This is a genomic window from Streptomyces sp. NBC_00094, from assembly GCF_026343125.1.
In the GTDB taxonomy this organism is placed as follows: Bacteria; Actinomycetota; Actinomycetes; order Streptomycetales; family Streptomycetaceae; genus Streptomyces.
This window is the reverse complement of record NZ_JAPEMB010000001.1, coordinates 7,810,136-7,827,123: the sequence shown is the minus strand read 5'-3', so window position 1 is coordinate 7,827,123 and position 16,988 is coordinate 7,810,136. Positions and strand designations below refer to the sequence as shown.

The 16,988-nt window shown below is 69.2% G+C and carries 16 protein-coding genes and 1 pseudogene; 12 read left to right on the top strand and 5 right to left on the bottom strand.

The features are described 5' to 3' along the window. Positions 1 to 6: 6 nt before the first annotated feature. Complete coding sequence (locus OG580_RS34480; protein ID WP_267047582.1) at positions 7 to 2,493, bottom strand: phosphatidylinositol-specific phospholipase C domain-containing protein; 2,487 nt, start codon at positions 2,491 to 2,493, stop codon at positions 7 to 9. A 464-nt stretch (positions 2,494 to 2,957) separates the two neighbouring features. On the opposite strand from OG580_RS34480, the gene OG580_RS36205 reads away from it, so the two are divergent. The 3 genes and pseudogenes from OG580_RS36205 to OG580_RS34465 all read left to right on the top strand — a co-directional run. Continuing rightward, entirely contained in the window at positions 2,958 to 3,461 is a 504-nt protein-coding gene (locus tag OG580_RS36205; RefSeq protein ID WP_323182662.1) for a hypothetical protein, read from the top strand. Positions 3,462 to 3,644: 183 nt separating this feature from the next. After that, entirely contained in the window at positions 3,645 to 4,151 is a 507-nt protein-coding gene (locus tag OG580_RS34470) for a DinB family protein (protein WP_267047581.1), read from the top strand. Positions 4,152 to 4,792: 641 nt separating this feature from the next. Further along, a pseudogene (locus OG580_RS34465) lies at positions 4,793 to 5,438 on the top strand (transposase); the annotation flags it as partial. A gap of 208 nt (positions 5,439 to 5,646) precedes the next feature. On the opposite strand, the gene OG580_RS34460 reads toward OG580_RS34465, so the two are convergent. Continuing rightward, positions 5,647 to 6,078 (bottom strand): hypothetical protein, encoded by a 432-nt coding sequence (locus OG580_RS34460; protein WP_267047580.1) that lies wholly within the window; start codon positions 6,076 to 6,078, stop codon positions 5,647 to 5,649. 318 nt (positions 6,079 to 6,396) lie between these two features. Continuing rightward, entirely contained in the window at positions 6,397 to 6,819 is a 423-nt protein-coding gene (locus OG580_RS34455; protein WP_267047579.1) for a hypothetical protein, read from the bottom strand. 370 nt (positions 6,820 to 7,189) lie between these two features. Here OG580_RS34455 and OG580_RS34450 point away from each other — a divergent pair, with 370 nt between their 5' ends. The 9 genes from OG580_RS34450 (at position 7,190) to OG580_RS34410 (ending at position 14,377) form a co-directional block, all read left to right on the top strand. After that, positions 7,190 to 7,771, top strand: a complete 582-nt coding sequence (locus OG580_RS34450) for a dihydrofolate reductase family protein (RefSeq protein ID WP_267047578.1) — start codon at positions 7,190 to 7,192, stop codon at positions 7,769 to 7,771. A gap of 481 nt (positions 7,772 to 8,252) precedes the next feature. Then, entirely contained in the window at positions 8,253 to 8,720 is a 468-nt protein-coding gene (locus OG580_RS34445; protein WP_267047577.1) for a MarR family winged helix-turn-helix transcriptional regulator, read from the top strand. Between the two features lie 207 nt (positions 8,721 to 8,927). Beyond that, positions 8,928 to 10,130, top strand: coding sequence for an MFS transporter (locus tag OG580_RS34440; protein ID WP_267047576.1), 1,203 nt, complete (start codon positions 8,928 to 8,930; stop codon positions 10,128 to 10,130). Between the two features lie 53 nt (positions 10,131 to 10,183). Next, entirely contained in the window at positions 10,184 to 10,312 is a 129-nt protein-coding gene (locus tag OG580_RS34435; RefSeq protein ID WP_267047575.1) for a hypothetical protein, read from the top strand. 17 nt (positions 10,313 to 10,329) lie between these two features. Continuing rightward, complete coding sequence (locus OG580_RS34430; protein ID WP_267047574.1) at positions 10,330 to 11,178, top strand: aldo/keto reductase; 849 nt, start codon at positions 10,330 to 10,332, stop codon at positions 11,176 to 11,178. Between the two features lie 83 nt (positions 11,179 to 11,261). Then, the gene (locus OG580_RS34425) at positions 11,262 to 12,272 is read left to right on the top strand and encodes an aldo/keto reductase (RefSeq protein WP_267047573.1); all 1,011 of its coding nucleotides are present in this window, start codon (positions 11,262 to 11,264) and stop codon (positions 12,270 to 12,272) included. 55 nt (positions 12,273 to 12,327) lie between these two features. Beyond that, positions 12,328 to 12,771 (top strand): SRPBCC family protein, encoded by a 444-nt coding sequence (locus tag OG580_RS34420; protein WP_267047572.1) that lies wholly within the window; start codon positions 12,328 to 12,330, stop codon positions 12,769 to 12,771. A gap of 105 nt (positions 12,772 to 12,876) precedes the next feature. After that, positions 12,877 to 13,695 (top strand): SDR family NAD(P)-dependent oxidoreductase, encoded by an 819-nt coding sequence (locus tag OG580_RS34415; RefSeq protein ID WP_267047571.1) that lies wholly within the window; start codon positions 12,877 to 12,879, stop codon positions 13,693 to 13,695. 355 nt (positions 13,696 to 14,050) lie between these two features. After that, the gene (locus OG580_RS34410; RefSeq protein ID WP_323182695.1) at positions 14,051 to 14,377 is read left to right on the top strand and encodes a GYD domain-containing protein; all 327 of its coding nucleotides are present in this window, start codon (positions 14,051 to 14,053) and stop codon (positions 14,375 to 14,377) included. Between the two features lie 27 nt (positions 14,378 to 14,404). Here the strand turns inward: OG580_RS34410 and OG580_RS34405 are convergent, their stop codons facing one another. Both OG580_RS34405 and OG580_RS34400 read right to left on the bottom strand, forming a co-directional pair. After that, positions 14,405 to 15,001 (bottom strand): DUF1349 domain-containing protein, encoded by a 597-nt coding sequence (locus tag OG580_RS34405; protein WP_267047569.1) that lies wholly within the window; start codon positions 14,999 to 15,001, stop codon positions 14,405 to 14,407. A 175-nt stretch (positions 15,002 to 15,176) separates the two neighbouring features. Continuing rightward, positions 15,177 to 16,901, bottom strand: a complete 1,725-nt coding sequence (locus OG580_RS34400) for an acyl-CoA dehydrogenase family protein (protein ID WP_267047568.1) — start codon at positions 16,899 to 16,901, stop codon at positions 15,177 to 15,179. Between the last annotated feature and the right edge of the window lie 87 nt (positions 16,902 to 16,988).

The following is a 16,988-nucleotide window of genomic DNA, read 5'->3' as shown; positions in this document are numbered from 1 at the left end:
CGGTTCCTAGATGCGGACGCGGTAGCCGGGGGCTCCGGTACCGGCGGCGATCACTCCCTGGTCGGACCACTTGACGGTGCCGGTCGTGCTGGTGGTGTGGAGGTAGGCGCGGATGGCGCCGTTGTCGTCCAGGACGAGATAGTCGGCGCGGCCGTCGGCGTTGATGTCGGCGAAACGGATCTGGCCGGCGAGCCAGAGGGAGGAGCCGGTGGCGATGACGCCCTGGTCCGACCAGCCACCACGGCCGTTTCCACCGGTGTTGACGTACGCGTGGGCGGCACCCTGGTCACCGACGACGAGGTAGTCGGCGCGGGCGTCGCCGCCGACGTCGGCGAAGCGGACCTGGCCACCGGTCCACGCAGCGGAGCCGGAGGCGATGACGCCCTGGTCGGTCCACTTGATGACGCCGGTCGTGACGTCGGTGGTGTTGAGCAGGGCGCGGGTGGCGCCGTTGGGGCCGACGACGAGGTAGTCGGCGCGGGCGTCGCCGCCGACGTCGGCGAAGCGGACCTGGTCGCCGGTCCACCCGCTGGACCCGGTGGCGATGAAGCCCCTGTCCTGCCAGCCGCCGCGGCCGTCGCCGCCCATGTTGACGAAGGCGCGGACCGCCCCGTTGGCGGGGTCCACGACCAGGTAGTCGACGCGGGCGTCGCCGCCGACGTCGGCGAAGCGGACCTGATGGGCCGACCAGTCGTTGGAGCCGGAGGCGATGAAGCCCTGGTCGGTCCATTCGACGGCGCCAGTGGTGGGATTGGCCGTGTTGAGCCAGGCGCGGACGGCCCCGTTGTCGTCCACCACCAGATAGTCGGCCCGGCCGTCGCCGTTGATGTCCACGTCGTAGTCGCCGGAGTCGGCTCCCTGGCGCGGCGGCGCGGGCTTGACCTCGACGGTCTCCTTGATCCAGCCCTTGCCGGCGGCCTCCCCGATGCCGCGCATGAACGCGTTCGTCATCTTGGCGTAGCCGCTGTTGTTGGGATGCAGGTTGTCGTTGAGGTCGTCCGTGGTCAATGAGCCCATGCCGACCTGCTGGATCTTGTAGCCCCGCTGGAAGCGGTCCAGGACGATCCCCGGGATCGCCTGGTTGTAGGTGTCGATCCGGGCCTGGACCGCGGGGTCGGTGGCCGGCACAAGGGTGGCGACCACGACCACGGTGTCGGGCGAGGCGGCATGGATCTGGTCGATGAGCGCAGCCAGCCGTTGGGGCGCGGTCGCCACCTGGTAGTTGCGGTTCATGTCGTTGGTGCCGATGTGCAGCGTGATCAGATTGGGCTTCGCCGCAGCCAGCCAGGTCTCGATGTTCGCCTGCAACTCGTCGATGCGCCAGCCCGAATGCCCCTCGTGGCGTGTCACGCCATCGGCGTCGACCATCGAACCCACGAACTCCACCACGCCGCCCGAACGGTTGACGAGTCTCTCCGCCAGGGCGGGCCGGTAACCGGTCCGGGTGGTGCTGCCCACGCCCAAGGTGATCGAATCACCCAGCGGCATGACCGTGAGTCGGGGCACCTGCCAAGTGAGGCCGTCCCACGGCCGGTTGGCGGCGATGATCGTATTGATCATGGCGTAGCCGGGGTAGTCCATCATGACTTCGCCGGTACGGTTCTTCACTTCACCCAGCGGCCCGAGAACCTTTTCGTTCACCCGGTCCGCGACGGCCTTGGGATAGGCGAAGGCGCTGGAGCCGCTCGTGTGGTTCACGTAGATACGTGAGGCGTCGTTGTCGTTGTCCGCCGCGGTGAGGTGGTCCGTGACCTTCTGGACCTTCGCGTCGATGTCACCGGGGAGGATGGTCGCTACCTTCCAGTCGTCCTGGATGGAGAGGCGACCGCCGTCGATGCCGTACTTGCCGCTGTCCTCACCTATATTTCGGAAGCGCTCCAGGACGATCTTTCCGCGTACTTCACTCAACTTCGGAACGGCAGCCTGACCCGTCCCGCTGACCGACGGCCCCCAGAATCTCTTGGCGTTCGGGTCTCCGTCGATGTACGTGCGGAAAATCGCGGCGCGCTGCGCGTCGGTCGTACTCTGCGGTTCGTCATTGCAGACTTCGATGGCTTCGCTGCTGTTGTCGCACTCGGCCCGCATGTGCATCATGACTGTTTCGGAGGGATGCGCCGACAGGAAGTCGTTCAGCACCTTGAGGACATCGCCGAAGTTCGCGTCCTGGTACACCGCGCCATGGTGGATCGTGAAACTTCCACCGATGGCCCGCACGCGGATGTCGATGGACCTGATGCCCGCCTGGAGCTGAGCGGCGAGCGTCTGGGCGCTGGGGCCGCCGTTCTGCTGCGTGTACGTACTGTCGCCGCCGCGGATCGAGAGCGTGTCGTGGGTGCCGGGCACGGACAGCCAGCCGAGCGGCGTCTCACCGTCGATACCCTTCATCCAGTCGGGATTGTTCGCCTTTCCCAGCGACCGGTAGGCCGGGTTGTCCGTGTCGTCATCCAGCGCCCATGCCGTTCCAGGGGCCAGGACGGCGAGAATTCCGGTCATGGCTATGAGTGTCGTGAGCAGGGCGACAACTCTGTGCCACCCGGCCCTCTTCGCAACGTAATCTCTCACGCAAAGTCTCCAAGAAAGCGTTCACGCATATCTGTCCTCGATGCCTCGTACGGGGTTTGATAATCTTCAGGAGGACGAAGAGGCGGAGCTTCTTCCCCGTAGGGCGACAGGCCTTTCGTGAGCATCCCGCATCCTGCTGTCGTTTCGATAACGTGCCACTAACGGCTGACCGGTGGACAAGCACGTGGGAAGTAACCGGCGAGCCGGATATTTCCGCCCCGAGGCGTTTCCTTCGGGGGCCTCGGGGAGGCGGATCGTGGCGGTGAGGCCGCCGGTGGGCGGGGTGCGGGTGGCGGGGGTGCCGGTGGGCGCGGACGATGCTGTGGACGAAGGCGAGGCCGATGTCGGCATGTTCGCCGGTGCGGACGCGGCCATAGCCGCGCAGGAAGGGTTCGGTGTGGGCCGTCGCCGTGCCGCCGCCGGGAGGTTCGGACGACGGCGTTCCGGACGAGGTTCGTCACCAAACGCAGCAGGAGTTCCGCCGAGCCGGAGGCCGGTGCCGGGCCGTCGGTGACGTCGAGGGCAATGCCGCGACGTTCGGCGACGTGCGAGGCGAGCCGGTCGAGCATGATGCCGAAGGCGTCGGCGAGTTCGCGGAACTCGTCACGCCGGGCCCTCCCTCCGGATCCGGTGGGAGGCGAACCGCTCCACGCCCACAGGACTGCCGCCTCGATCCAGGTGAGCAGCGCCCGCATTCGGCCGGCGAGGAGCCGGCCCTCGACGAGACCGGGCAGGAGCAGGAAGCCCATCGCCGCCGCCGGGGCGAAGGTACGCACGAGGAAGTAGCCGTTGGGCGAGATCCCGAGGAGGCCCCGGGGGTCATCGGGGATGAATCGCAGGAGGAAGCCCCACACCACGGCCGGCAGCAGGACGCCCGCAACGGTGAGAATCCGGCGTAGCTGAGGATGAGCCGCGTCCGGACACTGAGCCCAGGGCGCCTAGGGTCTGTCCGGCGGATCTTGCCGGGCGGCCCACCGGCGCTGACCGGCTGTGGCGACCACCGGACTAGGAGCTGGTGGGCAGGTTGGGCCCGCCGTTAAATGCCTCGACATCGGGCGCGGTGATCGGGGACGCTTCGCGCGATGACAAGAATCGACGACACGCCGTCCGCGTGGGACGAGCGCACCCAGCTCACCACGTTTCTCGACTACGCACGTGCCACCGCCCGTGCCAAGTGCCATGGCGTCTCGGCGGAGAACGCCCGCAAGGCGCTCCTGCCGGGCTCGCCGCTGATGACCATGAGCGGAGTGATCAACCATCTCCGCTGGGTCGAGTACTACTGGTTCCAGGTGGTGTTCCTCGGCGAGGAAGACCAGGGCCCCTGGACGGAGGAGGACCCCGACCGCGAGATGCGCATCGCCGTCGAGTTCCCGCTCACGCAGTTGCTCGACGAGTACGCCGAACAGAGCGCCCGTTACCGCGAACTGGTCGCCGGGAACGGCCTGGACAAGCAGGCCCAGCGAGCCATCCGCGACGGCCTCCATGTCGACCTGCGCTGGATCCTCCTCCACCTCACCGAGGAGACGGCCCGCCACAACGGCCACCTGGACATCCTGCGCGAGATGCTCGACGGCACGACCGGCGAGTAGGGCCTCGACATCAACCCGGACGACATACTTCGCCATCGCTCTTCACGGCGCTAATACCGCGCTACGTGCACTGGCTCACGCAGCAGCGTCGCTGGAAAGCGGGCTTGGACCGGTACTAATTCGTTCTTAGCAGCCCGGTCAGCTCAACCAGCCGGAGTACTGCTCCAGCTGCCTGGGTGAGGTTTCTCCGGCGTGTGGCGTGGTGACGGCCGGGCAGATCTGGGCGGAGATCTAGATCGTTTCGGGCCCTTGAGGCCTTACCGGAGACCGGGTCGCGTTGATCTGGCCGGTCGTCATCACTCAGCCATCGTTCACTCGTTGGTGGTTGTGGTGCGAGCCCGTCGCACGGCGACCTCTCGAACTATCCGAGCCTGTCGAGCTCCCACGGTAGACCGCGCCCGCGCGGCGCGCTGGTGTCACGAACAGCTAGTGAGGTGGCGGTCCGGCCCTCGTGGCCGAGGCCTGGAATGAGAACGCTGCGTGGCCCGCATGCGCTCGTGACCAGCGCAGACATCGAGCCTTCCGGGGAGGGACCCTTTGATCTACTGCGGAATCGACTGGGCCGAGAACCATCACGACGTCGTGATGGTCGACGGGACTGGCCAGCTGCTGGCCAAGCGCCGCATCACCGACGACCCGGCCGGCCGGAGGCCCTCGCCCTGCTCAAGGTGGCGCCGACGCCGCCCGCCTGACCCGCCCCCAGATCGCCGCAGCCCTTCGGCGTGCCGGCCGCCGGCGGGGAATCGAGGCCGAGACCGAGCGGCTCCGGGAGATCTTTCGAGCCGAGTGGGCTCACCATCCGCCGCTGGTGGAGAAGGCCCTGGGCCAGCAGATGCTCGCGCTCCTCGCCCAGCTGGAAGCTGCCTGCACCGCCGTGGACGACCTCGCCCAGGCCGCAGAGGAGGCCTTCCTCCCACACGAGGACGCGGAGATCATCCTGAGCTTCCCGGGGCTCGGGACCCAGCTCGGAGCCCGCGTGCTGGCCGAGCTCGGCGACGACCGGAACCGGTTCGCCGATGCCCGCGGGCTGAAAGCCTATGCCGGGTCGTCGCCCACCACGCCGGCTATCTCTGGGCCTTCTCCGCCATTCGCGCGTCACCCGGGGCCATGGCCCGCTACCGCCACCGCCACCGCCGCGACGAACGCGGAGACTGACACGCCTCCGCCCTACGCAACGTGTTCAACAGCCTGATCGGCCAGCTCCACCACTGCCTCCAGCATCGTGAACCATTCGATGAACAGACGGCCTTTTCAACCATCGCGGAGCAGGCGCCACAGGCAGCGTGAGGCGATGATCAGCTGGCCTGAATTGTCTCCTTGGCGAGGCCAAGGTAAGGGCTGTCCCGTAATCCCCGGCGGGCGCGCGACGTCAGCTACGGCGCCTCGCCGCGTTGTCGGAACGTCCGCATACATCCAGTATGCGGACGCCCCTCCGCCTTGCGATGCACCGCATCTGACGCCGCGCGCTGATCCACCGGGGATTACGGGACAGCCCTTAGGTACGCCTTGCTGGGGGACGCCAAATGAACGCGTCGGCGATTTCGGAGCGGAAGGGATGAGTCTGCCAGGAGCTCGTGATGTCGTGCCAGTTCTCGATGACGGCGTTGCGTTCGCTTCCCGCCCTCATCCGGCTGTAGCCGATATCGAACTCGTAGACACGACCCCCGTCTGACAGAACGACACCGGTCTCCGCATAGCCCCCATCAGGGAAGAGATAGACGAGGACGGTGGTGGAGATGGTCAGCCCGCGCTCGGCAAGCAGCTCTCGTAGCCGCACCCAGAGGCTGAACGGGCTCGCCCGCATCAGCCGAGTGCAGTTCACATAGATCAACGGTTCTCGGCGGCCAGGCGGGTGTCCGTAGAGCAAGGAGGCCAGCGGGCCCCAGGCCTCATACGGCTCCGCCGGGAGCAGTGCGTCATTGCGCACCTGTCCGAATGCGTTTCCAGGTGTGAAGGCCGGGGTGCCCCAGAAGGACGCTGCCGCTGCCTTGGAGCGGGACTGTCGGCTGGGATGAGACGCCTTGTGTCGGAGTCGGCCAGAGGACTTACGAGGCATGGGCCTTTCGGATGGTCATGCCTCGAATCTTGCCATGCCCACATCTCCCTTCAAACAGCCCAAGCCTGCTGCGCAACGTCAACTTGACGCCTGGCTTCGTGAGGTGTCTCCGGTGAACCTCGGCCCGCCGACCGGTTTGGGCCCCCGAAGGCCCGCCGGGGCAGCGGACGACGAACGGGTGCCGGGGGCTCAGTCGGTGTCGATGCCGCGCGCGGCGAAGGCCTCCGCCGCGTCCGGCACCGCAAGGACGCCGTCCTCCACGAAGGTGACCTCCCGCAGGTTGGGCAGCAGGGCGAGGTCGTCGAGCGAGCGGACGTCGAACAGGTCGTCCTCGCCGTCCCAAGCGGGGGCGCAGTGCCTGAAGACGTCCGCCCCGGCGTCGAAGCACAGCTCCTCGACACGGGCGGAGGCAGGCGGCGGACCGGGCCGTCCGCCCCGGCGGCGGTGGGAACCGGGTGGGCCTCGAAGAAGGTGGCCCGCCCGGGAACGGGTGCATGACGATGGGCCGATACCCCGGTGATCACCAGCGCCCCGCGCCCGACGGACGGCGGCTCGTACGGCGACCGGCGCCTCGCGGGCCGGCGCTGACGTTCCGTACGCCGTCCTCGCCACGATGCGCGGGCCGGGCGGCGTACGGCCGGGTTCTACGGAGCGGGCTCGAACTCCAGGATCGTCCCCGGGCAGCTGGCCGCGAGCGTCTGCAAGGGCGTCGACCTCGGCCGGGTCGACGTTCAGGTTCCAGCGGAGCTTGATGGCGATCCACTTGGTGGCGTAGCGGCAGTGGCGCAGGCTACTTCGGCCACGAGTTCCGGGCGTTCACCGGGCTCACGCCGACCCGGTACGTCGAAGTCCGGCGAGGGTTCCTGCGCGAACACCCCGGCCACGCGCCGGCCTGCTGGCCATTGCCGGCCGCTTGATTCCTTACAAGAGCGACAGCTCACGACACGCTAATTTGGGGCACCCCAACGCAGAGGAGAGCCCCGTGGGCAAGGTGGTCATGTACAGCTCGGTGTCGGTGGACGGCTTCGTCGCGGACGAGAATGACCAGCCCGGACCGCTGTTCGACTGGTTGTCCAGCGGTGACGTCCCGTTGGACGAGAGCGGCGAGCTGAAGGTGTCGCAGACGTCCTACGACTACATCCGGCCGTACTGGGACCAGATCGGAGTCACGATCGTCGGCCGCCATGTCTTCGATCTGACGGACGGCTGGGACGGAAAGCCGCCGGGCGGGATGGACCACATGGTCGTCGTGACGCACCGGCCGAAGCCCGAGGGCTGGAACCCCGAGGCGCCGTTTCACTTCGTCGACGGCGTCGAGGCAGCCATGGCCAAGGCGCAGGAGCTTGCGGGTGACCGCATGGTCGAGGTTGCCGCCGGCGACGTCGGTGGCCAGGTGCTTGCCGCGGGCCTGGTCGACGAGGTGCGCATGGACGTCGTACCCGTCGTGTTCGGGTCCGGCAAGCGCTACTTCGGGTCGGTCCAGGCGCAGCACCTGTTGGAGGATCCTGACGTGGTGATTCAGGGCAACCGGGTGCTTCACCTGCGCTATCGCGTGCGCCGTTGACCGATCTGAGCGGGTAAACGAAGAACCCCCGGACGGGATGAGGGGCCCGCAATGGCTGATCGGGCGTTCGTCCAGATCGGTGTGTTCCCGCCGTAGCCGGCTCAGGTTCTCCTCCGTGCGACCGCTGTTCGGTGAGCCGGTGGCGGAGGTAGGGGGCGAGGCGGGCGATGATGCGGCGCAGGCGGGCTTCGTCGGTGACGACCTGGCCGTCGAAGACGGTGTGCTGGGCGAGGGCGGTGAGGCAGGCTTCGGCGCCGGCCGGTCCGGTCAGCCGGGGCCGGTCGTGGTCGGCGGCGGCCGTGTCGGCAAGTACCTGGCCGCGGGTGAGGTGCCGTCGCCGCCCTCGTGCCCGACGGCCCCGACGCCCCCCAGCCCCAGGGCACCCCCACATGCTTGCAGCCGCGCCCTATACGCTCTAGCCGATTTTTGCTCCGGTGGCGTATCCTGGGTTCGCAGACCACTGGAAGGAGACCGGAATCCCATGACCGCCACGGACCCCGCGCTCACCGCACTCGCCAGCGGTTGGGGCGCACTCTCCCTCCTGCACGGCCGGATCGAGTCGCGCATCGAGCGCGCCCTGCAGTCCGGGCACAATCTGAGCGTGCGGGAGTACTCGCTGCTCGACGTGCTCAGCCGGCAGCACGACGACGAAGGCGGGCATCTGCAGATGAAGCAGGTCGCCGACGCGGTCGTCCTGAGCCAGAGCGCCACGACACGCCTGGTCACCCGCCTGGAGGACCGCGGGCTGCTGTCCCGGTACCTGTGTCCGACCGACCGGCGCGGCATCTACACCAATGTGACCGAGGACGGCCGGAAGCTCCTCGACGAGGCCCGGCCGACCAATGACGCAGCTCTTCGCCGGGCACTGGACGAGGCCGCCGAGAACCCCGAGCTGGCCTCCCTGGTCGCGGCGGTCGAGGCCGTCGACGTACCGGCGCAGCGCGCCTGACGCCACACCCCATCCGCCCGCCGCCCCGTCGGCGACACCCCAACCCCCGTTCGAGCTCTACGCCCGAACGGGGGTTCTTTGTCGCGCGCACCGCGCACGCCCACTCCCAGATCGCACGGCATGCCCGCGTTTGCATTTAACACGCGCATGCAATTATTGTGAGAGCACGCTAGGAGCTCGCTCAAGCAACCAGGAAGGGGTGAGCCCATGCCGCTCGCACTACTCGCTCTCGCAGTCGGGGCCTTCGGAATCGGCACGACCGAATTCGTGATCATGGGGCTGCTGCCCCAGATCGCCGCCGACTACGGCGTCTCCATCCCCACCGCGGGCCTACTGGTCACCGGCTACGCACTCGGCGTCGTCGTCGGCGCACCGCTGCTGACCGTTCTCGGCAACAAGGTGAGCCGCAAGCGCATGCTCATGCTGCTGATGGGCTTGTTCGTACTCGGCAACGTGCTCTCCGCCCTCGCCCCGAGCTTCGGGATGATGCTGACCGGCCGCGTGATCGCCTCGCTCGCCCACGGCTCGTTCTTCGGCATCGGGTCCGTCGTCGCCGCCGACCTCGTCGCCCCGGACAAGAAGGCCGGCGCCATCGCCACCATGTTCACCGGACTGACCGTCGCCAACATCGTCGGCGTGCCGCTCGGCACCTTCATCGGGCAGGCGGTCGGCTGGCGCACCACCTTCGCGATCGTCGCCGTGCTCGGTGTGATCGGCCTGCTCGGCATCGTCAGGCTCGTACCCGCCATGCCCCGCCCCGAGGGTGCCCGGCTGGGCCGGGAGCTCAGGGCGTTCCGCAACCCCCAGGTACTGCTCGCCATGGCGATGACCGTCCTCGGTTTCGGCGGTGTCTTCGCCGCGATCACCTACATCGCACCGATGATGACCGAGGTTGCCGGCTACTCGGACGGCGCGGTCACCTGGCTCCTGGTCCTCTTCGGCGTCGGCATGTTCCTCGGCAACCTGATCGGCGGCCGGTACGCCGACCGCGCGCTGATGCCCCTGCTGTACGCCGCCCTCGGCGGGCTCGCGACCGTCCTCGCCCTGTTCACCGTGGTCGCCCACCACAAGATCCTCGCCGCGCTCGCCATCCTCCTCGTCGGGGCGCTCGGCTTCGCCACGGTGCCGCCGCTACAGAAGCGCGTCCTGGACCAGGCCCACGGCGCGCCGACCCTGGCCTCCGCCGTCAACATCGGCGCCTTCAACCTCGGCAACGCGCTCGCCGCCTGGCTCGGGGGCCTCGTCATCACCGCCGGCCTCGGCTACACCGCCCCGAACTGGGTCGGCGCCGTCCTCGCCGCCGCCGCGCTCGGCCTCGCCTTCTGGTCCGCCGCACTGGAGCGCCGGACCCCCGCGGCCGATGCCACCGGCGCCGATGCTGCCGGCGCCCGCATCCCCGTACACCACTGACCCCCCATCCCCTCTACGCGAACCGGTCCATTGATCCCCGGGAGCAACCCGCCATGAGCACCCCGCGCACCCGCACTCCACAGGAAGTCTTCGCCGACCACGGCCGGCGCCTCGGCACCGGCGACCTGGACCTCATCAGCGCCCAGACCGTCCGCCACACCCTCTCCACCCGCACCAACTGAAGGAGCATCCGCACACCATGGCACCGTCCACCACCCCCGCCGCTCCCGCCGTCCCCACGGTCACGCTGAACAACGGCGTCGAGATCCCGCAGCTCGGCTTCGGCGTCTTCCAGGTCGCCGACGACGCGACCACCGCCGCCGTCACCTCCGCCCTCGAGGCCGGCTACCGCAGCATCGACACCGCCGCCATCTACGGCAACGAGGCCGGCGTCGGCCGCGCCCTCGGCGCCTCCGGGCTCGCCCGCGAGGAACTGTTCGTCACCACCAAGCTGTGGAACGCCGACCAGGGCTACGACGCCACGCTGCGCGCCTTCGACGACAGCCTGGCCAAGCTCGAGCTGGACTACGTCGACCTGTACCTGATCCACTGGCCGGCCCCGTCCCGTGACCTGTACCGCGACTCCTGGCGCGCCCTGGAGCGGCTCGCCACGGAGGGCCGGATCCGCGCCGCCGGCGTCTCCAACTTCCAGCCCGAGCACCTGCGCCGGCTGATGGACGGCTCCGCGCTGACCCCGGCTGTCAACCAGATCGAGCTGCACCCCGCCTTGCAGCAGTCCGAGCTGCGCGCCTTCCACGGCGAGCACCGGATCGCCACCGAGGCGTGGAGTCCGCTGGCGCAGGGCGCGGTCCTCGACGACCCGGCGATCACCTCGATCGCCGCAGCCCACGGCAAGTCGCCTGCGCAGGTCGTCATCCGCTGGCACCTGCAGCTCGGCAACGTGGTCATCCCCAAGTCGGTGACCCCGGCCCGGATCCGCGCCAACGTCGACGTGTTCGACTTCGTCCTCACCGACGAGGAGATGGCGGCGATCGCCGGTCTCGACCGCGGCCTCCGCACCGGCCCGCACCCCGACGAACTGAACTGACCCGCGCGCCCACCGGCGCATCCCCCACATCCCCCACCTCCCCCACGCCCCCCTCACCCCAGAGAACCGAGAAGACAAACGCCATGTCGCTCACTGAAATCCTCCCCGGCCGACTCGGCTTCGGCACCGCCCCGCTCGGCAACATGTTCCGGGCCATCCCCGACGAGGAGGCCCTGGACACCGTCGAGGCCGCCTGGGACCAGGGGATCCGCTTCTACGACACCGCCCCGTTCTACGGCGCGGGCCTGGCCGAGGAGCGGCTCGGCCAGGTGCTCGCCGACAAGCCGCGCGACTCCTACGTCCTGTCCACCAAGGTCGGCCGGGTCATCCTCGACGAGCACGAGACCGCCGCCCGCGACCTCGGCGAGAAGGGCGGCCTGTTCGAGCACGGCAACCCCAACAAGATGGTCCACGAATGGACCGCCGAGGCCACCGAGCGCTCCATCGAGGACAGCCTCAAGCGCCTCGGCACCGACCGACTGGACATCGTCTGGGTCCACGACATCGCCCAGGACTTCCACGGCGACCTGTGGTTGCAGAAGTTCGAGGAAGCCCGCACCGGAGCCTTCCGCGTGCTGTCCCGGCTGCGCGACGAGGGCGTCATCAAGGCCTGGGGCCTCGGCGTCAACAGGACCGAGCCCATCGAGCTGACCCTCGCCCTCGACGAGCCGCAGCCCGACGGCTTCCTGCTCGCCGGCCGCTACACGCTGCTCGACCAGGAGCATGCCCTGGAGCGCCTGCTGCCCATGGCCCGGGAGCAGGGCGTCGACATGGTCGTCGGCGGACCGTACAGCTCCGGCATCCTCGCCGGCGGCGCCCACTTCGAGTACCAGCAGGCCCCGACGGAGATCGTCGAGCGGGTCGAGAAGCTGAAGGCCCTCACCGAGCGCCACCGCATCTCCATCAAGGCCGCCGCTCTGCAGTTCTCCCTCGCCCACCCGGTCGCGGTCGCCGTCATCCCCGGTGCCACCCGCCCCAGCCGGATCGCCGAGGACGTCGCCGCCCTGAACGAGACCGTCCCGGCCGCGTTCTGGACCGACCTCCGCGCCGCCGGCCTGGTCAGCCCGACCGCGCCGCTCCCCCACGGCGCCTGATCACCCCCGCACCCCACTGCACTGCACTGCACACACACTGCAACAGGAGAAGACCATGGCTTCCACGTCCGTCTCCCGCGTCGTGCCCGCCCCGCCCCGGAAGGTCTGGGACCTCATCGGTGGCTTCGACTCCCTCCCGGACTGGCTCCCCTACATCCCCGAGAGCACCGCGCTCGAAGGTGGCCGCGTCCGCCGCCTGGCCAACCCCGACGGCGACGTGATCATCGAGCGCCTCGTGGACTTCAACGAGGCCGAACGTCACTACAGTTACGCCATCCTCGAGGCGCCGTTCCCCGTCAACGGCTACGTGTCCACCCTCCGCGTCCACGCGGTCCCCGGCCGCGACGACCTCGCCGAGGTCCAGTGGTCCGGACGCTTCACCCCGGACAACGTCACCGACACCGAAGCCGAGGACCTGTTCGCGGGCATCTACCGTGACGGCCTCGACGCCCTCCACCAGTCCCTCGGTCGGGCATCGGCCGCGAGATCCACCGCATGATGCCGGATCCCTACCAGCAGACCGAGAACCTCCAGCCCGGGGTCGCGCGCGCCTAAGATCACCGGGACGCGGGGAAGCGGACGCGACACGGGAGAGGCGGCGGACATGGCACATGAGCGCGTGTACCTGGTGACCGGGGGCGGAACGGGGATCGGGGCGGCGACCGCGCAGTCATTGGCCCGGGCGGGACACAAGGTGGCGGTGTCCGGGCGCCGCCCCGAGCCGCTGCGGCTGGTCGCCGAGGAGACCGGCGCCCTGCCCGTACCGTCGGACATCGGGGACCCCGCCGCGGTGGCCTCGCTGGTCGAGACAGTGGTCGGCACGTACGGGCGGCTCGACGGTCTGGTGCTCAACGCCGGCATCGGGCGCGGTGGCGGCGTGGGCGAGGTGACCCTGGAGGACTGGGACGAGGTCATGCGGACCAACCTCACCGGTCCGTTCCTGCTGCTGCGCGCCGCGCTCCCGCACCTCCTCGACGCCCGCGGCGCGGTGGTCGCCGTGGCCTCGGTGTCCGCCCTGCGCAACGGCGTCGGCAACGCCGCCTACGCCACCTCCAAAGCGGCGCTGCTCCAGCTGTGCCGCTCACTCGCGGTCGACTACGGGGGCGCGGGGTTGCGCGCCAACACCGTGTGCCCGAGCTGGGTGCGCACCGACATGGCGGACCGACGAATGAACCGGTTCGCCGAGGAGGCGGGCCTGGAGGGCAACGGTCTGGAAGCGGCGTACGAGGAGGTGACCCGGGTCCTGCCCGCCGGGCGGCCCGGTGAGCCGCGAGAGGTCGCGGAGGCCATCGCCTGGCTGCTGTCGCCCGCCGCCTCGTTCGTGAACGGTGCGGTGCTCACCGTCGACGGCGGCGCGACCGCACTCGACCCGGGCACCCTCGGCTTCGAGTTCCGGCTGGAGCCACGCGCTCCGCGAGCCTGATCGACCGTCACAGCCGGAGCGACCAGTCACGTTCCACTGACCGGCCTGGTGCACACGCCGTGAGATCCGCGGTCTCCGACTCGGCCCAGAAGATCCATGGCGACATCCACCACGGCCGGCTCCTCATCCACACCCGCTCCCCCGCCCAGGCCCAGGCCCAGGCCCAGGCCCAGGCCCACGATGGCCACATCACCGGGTGGCGGGACAGCCGGGCCGGCGCGCACGGGAGGTCGCTCACCCCGTTGGCTGTGGCCATGCCGGTCATTGGCCACAGCCGTTCGGGGGACACGCGGCCCACATCCGGCGCGTTTCCCGACCGCCGGGGCATCCCTTGCTGGAACGAAAGGGAGACATGATGCCGCTCTATCTATCGAGGTTCAGCTACACACCGGAGACTTGGGCGAGGCTGACCGTCCACCCCGAGGACCGCGCAAAGGCCGCTCAGGCGTACATCGAGTCCGTTGGCGGGAAGCTCCACGGCTTCTGGTACGCCTTCGGCACTCACGACGGCTACAACCTGTGGGAGGCCCCCGACAACGTGTCCATGGCCGCGGTCGCGCTGGCGATCAGTGGAGGCGGCGCGCTCAGCTCGTTCGAGACGACGGTTCTCCTGACCGTCGATGAAACCCTGGATGCCCTGCGCAAAGCCGAACAAGTCCAGTACCGGGCGCCGGGCGCGTAGCGGTTGTCGAAGCCGTGGCGGGACCGGTCAGCGCCCGTCGAAGAGATGGGGCAGCCGCGACGGCGTCAGCGTCATGCGGTCGAATCTCACGACGCAGCCGTCTCCGACCGGGGACTGGACTTCGATCCCGACCCGCACGTCGGGCGCGCTGTCCAGACTGAACTGGCGTGCCAGGCGCCAGGAGTCGCCGTCGAGCGAGGCGTGGAAGGCGAAACCGCCGTCGACACGGCTGATCCTCAACCAGACCGGACCGTGGTGGAGGGGCCACCCCACGGCGTCGTCCGAGAGCCCCCGTGTGACTACCGAGTACAACGTGGGCGGGCCGTCAGGCGACTGCTCGAAGTTGAGCTTGGCCCAGACGTCCGGCGCTGACCAGACGACCACGGCGCCGGCGTCCCACGGCGCTCGGAAGTCCACACGGAGACGGGCCGAGAACTGCCAGTCGCCAGGAGGAGGGACCAGGAGAGCACGTGCCGCGTCGTTCCTGACCTCTCCGGTCAACGGGTTGGTGAAGACATCCGTCCTGGCACCGGCCTCCACGGTCAGCACGTCGTCGTCGAGTTCGAGGGCGGCCGGAGGCTCTGCCCAGTGCCGAGCGTTCAACAGAGTGGATTCCAAGGTCATGACACCACCCTGACGACGTCGGCGCGCTCACTCAAGAGGAAGCCACGAAGATCCAAGAAGTGACCCGAGAGTCCAGATCCGCGGAGTCGGGGACCACCGCCGGGTCGCCTCAGGGGCCTGGGTCGTCTCCGGGACCCGGGCACAGGCTCCGGAGACGACCCTCAGGACACCGAGATCAGGGCGTCATCTCGTACGCACCCGAGAGCGCCTCGACGCGCTGCCAGACACGCTCCGACCGCGCCTCGTCGACGACGGGGCGCCGGACGGCACCGAGCGCCCAGAGCTGCTGCGGCTCGGTCGCCGAGTCCTTGCCGTGCAGCTCGACCGCGTGCGCGGAGAAGTCGCGCACGAGGACGGCGAACAGCTCGTCCAGCACGTCCTCGTCGAGACCGGTCAGGGCGGCCTGCTCCAGGACCAGCTGCCCGTGGACGACGAGCGCGAACAGCTGCCCGACGGCGAGAAGAAGGTCGAGGTCGCGGCTCTGCTGCTCGTCGGGAGCGGCCTTGAGCACGAACTCGCAGAGGGCGTCGGCCTGTTCGCGGAAGCGGGCGACGTTGGACAGGTGGGCGTACGCGTCGTAGGCCGCGCGCCAGTCGTGGAAGCGGACCGAGCCGAGGCCGCGGGCCGGTCCCTGGCGGAAGAGGAACGTGTCGTCGGCCGCGTCCAGACGGCTCGGGACGGGCTCGTACGCGACCGGGTCGAGGAGGTGGTTGCGCATGAACTTCAGGATCAGCGCCAGGTTGACGTGGACCGTGCCCTCCAGCTTCGGCAGACCGCGGATCTCCACGGCCGCCTGGGCGAAGTAGTTGTCCTTCTCGAAGCCCTTGGCGGCGATGACGTCCCACATCAGGTCGATGACCTTCTCGCCCTCCGTCGTCACCTTCATCTTCGTCATCGGGTTGAAGAGGAGGTAGCGGCGGTCGTCGGGACCCGCGGTGCGGAAGTAGTCGACGGCGCGGTCGCTGAACAGCTTCATGCCGACGAGCCGGACGTACGCGTCGGTCAACTCACGCCGCACGTGCGGGAACGCGGTGACCGGCCGGCCGTACAGCATGCGGTTCTGCGCGTGGGTGACGGCCTCGTACATCGCGTGCTCGCAGATGCCGATCGAGGCGGTGCACAGGTTGAACTTGCCGACGTTGACGGTGTTGAGGGCGGCGTCGAAGGCGGCGCGACCGGTGTGCAGGACGTCCTCGGCCGCGACCGGGTACTCCTCCAGACGGAACTCGCTGACGTACTTCGAGGAGTCGACGACGTTCTTGACGAGGTGGTACGCCGGGTGGCGGCTGTCGGCGGCGAAGAAGACGTAGGCGTCGGGGCCCTCGACGTCGGTCCGGCGACCGAAGACGGAGACGAGCCCGGCCGCGTTGCCGTTGCCGATGTAGTACTTGGAGCCGGTGGCGCGGAAGCCGCCCTGGCCGTCGGGCTCCAGGAGCATGTCGGTGGAGTAGATGTCGGCGCCGTGCGTCTTCTCGGAGAGTCCGAAGGCGAACACCTCTCCCTGGGAGAGGAGTTCGGCGGCGCGGTCACGTGCGGCGGCGTTGTCGCTCTGCCAGACCGGGCCGAGGCCGAGGATGGTGACCTGCCAGGCGTACCAGTAGTCGAGCCCGTAGAAGCCGAGGATCTCGTTGAGGGCGGCGATGCGGGCGGTGTCCCAGCGCTTGTCGCCCTCGTGCTCACCGGCGGAGGAGGACGGCGTCAGGAAGGTCGCGAAGAGCCCTTCCTCGGCGGCGAAGGCGAGGAAGTCGCCGAGCCAGGCCCGGTTCCGGTAGTCCTCGATGATCCGGCGCTTGCCGCGCGCCTCGAACCAGTCGACGGTCGCACGCAGGAGCCGGCGGGTCTCCGGGTCGAAGTGAGCCGGGTCGTAGGTGTGCGGGTTGAACAGCAGCGGGTCGGCCATGACGTCCGCCTTTCCGGCTCGGGATGAGGGTGATGGTGCTGGGTGTGGTGGAGCTGGGTGTGGTGGAGCTGGTGTGGTCGTACGGAG

What these genes read in the sequence shown, in the direction of transcription:
- OG580_RS34435 (WP_267047575.1), top strand. Translation starts at nt 10,184, where the DNA reads ATGAGCACCCCGCGCACCCGCACTCCACAGGAAGTCTTCGCCGACCAC.
- OG580_RS34400 (WP_267047568.1), bottom strand. Translation starts at nt 16,901, where the DNA reads ATGGCCGACCCGCTGCTGTTCAACCCGCACACCTACGACCCGGCTCAC.
- OG580_RS34415 (WP_267047571.1), top strand. Translation starts at nt 12,877, where the DNA reads ATGGCACATGAGCGCGTGTACCTGGTGACCGGGGGCGGAACGGGGATC.
- OG580_RS34440 (WP_267047576.1), top strand. Translation starts at nt 8,928, where the DNA reads ATGCCGCTCGCACTACTCGCTCTCGCAGTCGGGGCCTTCGGAATCGGC.
- OG580_RS34480 (WP_267047582.1), bottom strand. Translation starts at nt 2,493, where the DNA reads ATGACCGGAATTCTCGCCGTCCTGGCCCCTGGAACGGCATGGGCGCTG.
- OG580_RS34410 (WP_323182695.1), top strand. Translation starts at nt 14,051, where the DNA reads ATGCCGCTCTATCTATCGAGGTTCAGCTACACACCGGAGACTTGGGCG.
- OG580_RS34445 (WP_267047577.1), top strand. Translation starts at nt 8,253, where the DNA reads ATGACCGCCACGGACCCCGCGCTCACCGCACTCGCCAGCGGTTGGGGC.
- OG580_RS34425 (WP_267047573.1), top strand. Translation starts at nt 11,262, where the DNA reads ATGTCGCTCACTGAAATCCTCCCCGGCCGACTCGGCTTCGGCACCGCC.
- OG580_RS34430 (WP_267047574.1), top strand. Translation starts at nt 10,330, where the DNA reads ATGGCACCGTCCACCACCCCCGCCGCTCCCGCCGTCCCCACGGTCACG.
- OG580_RS34470 (WP_267047581.1), top strand. Translation starts at nt 3,645, where the DNA reads ATGACAAGAATCGACGACACGCCGTCCGCGTGGGACGAGCGCACCCAG.
- OG580_RS34405 (WP_267047569.1), bottom strand. Translation starts at nt 15,001, where the DNA reads ATGACCTTGGAATCCACTCTGTTGAACGCTCGGCACTGGGCAGAGCCT.
- OG580_RS34420 (WP_267047572.1), top strand. Translation starts at nt 12,328, where the DNA reads ATGGCTTCCACGTCCGTCTCCCGCGTCGTGCCCGCCCCGCCCCGGAAG.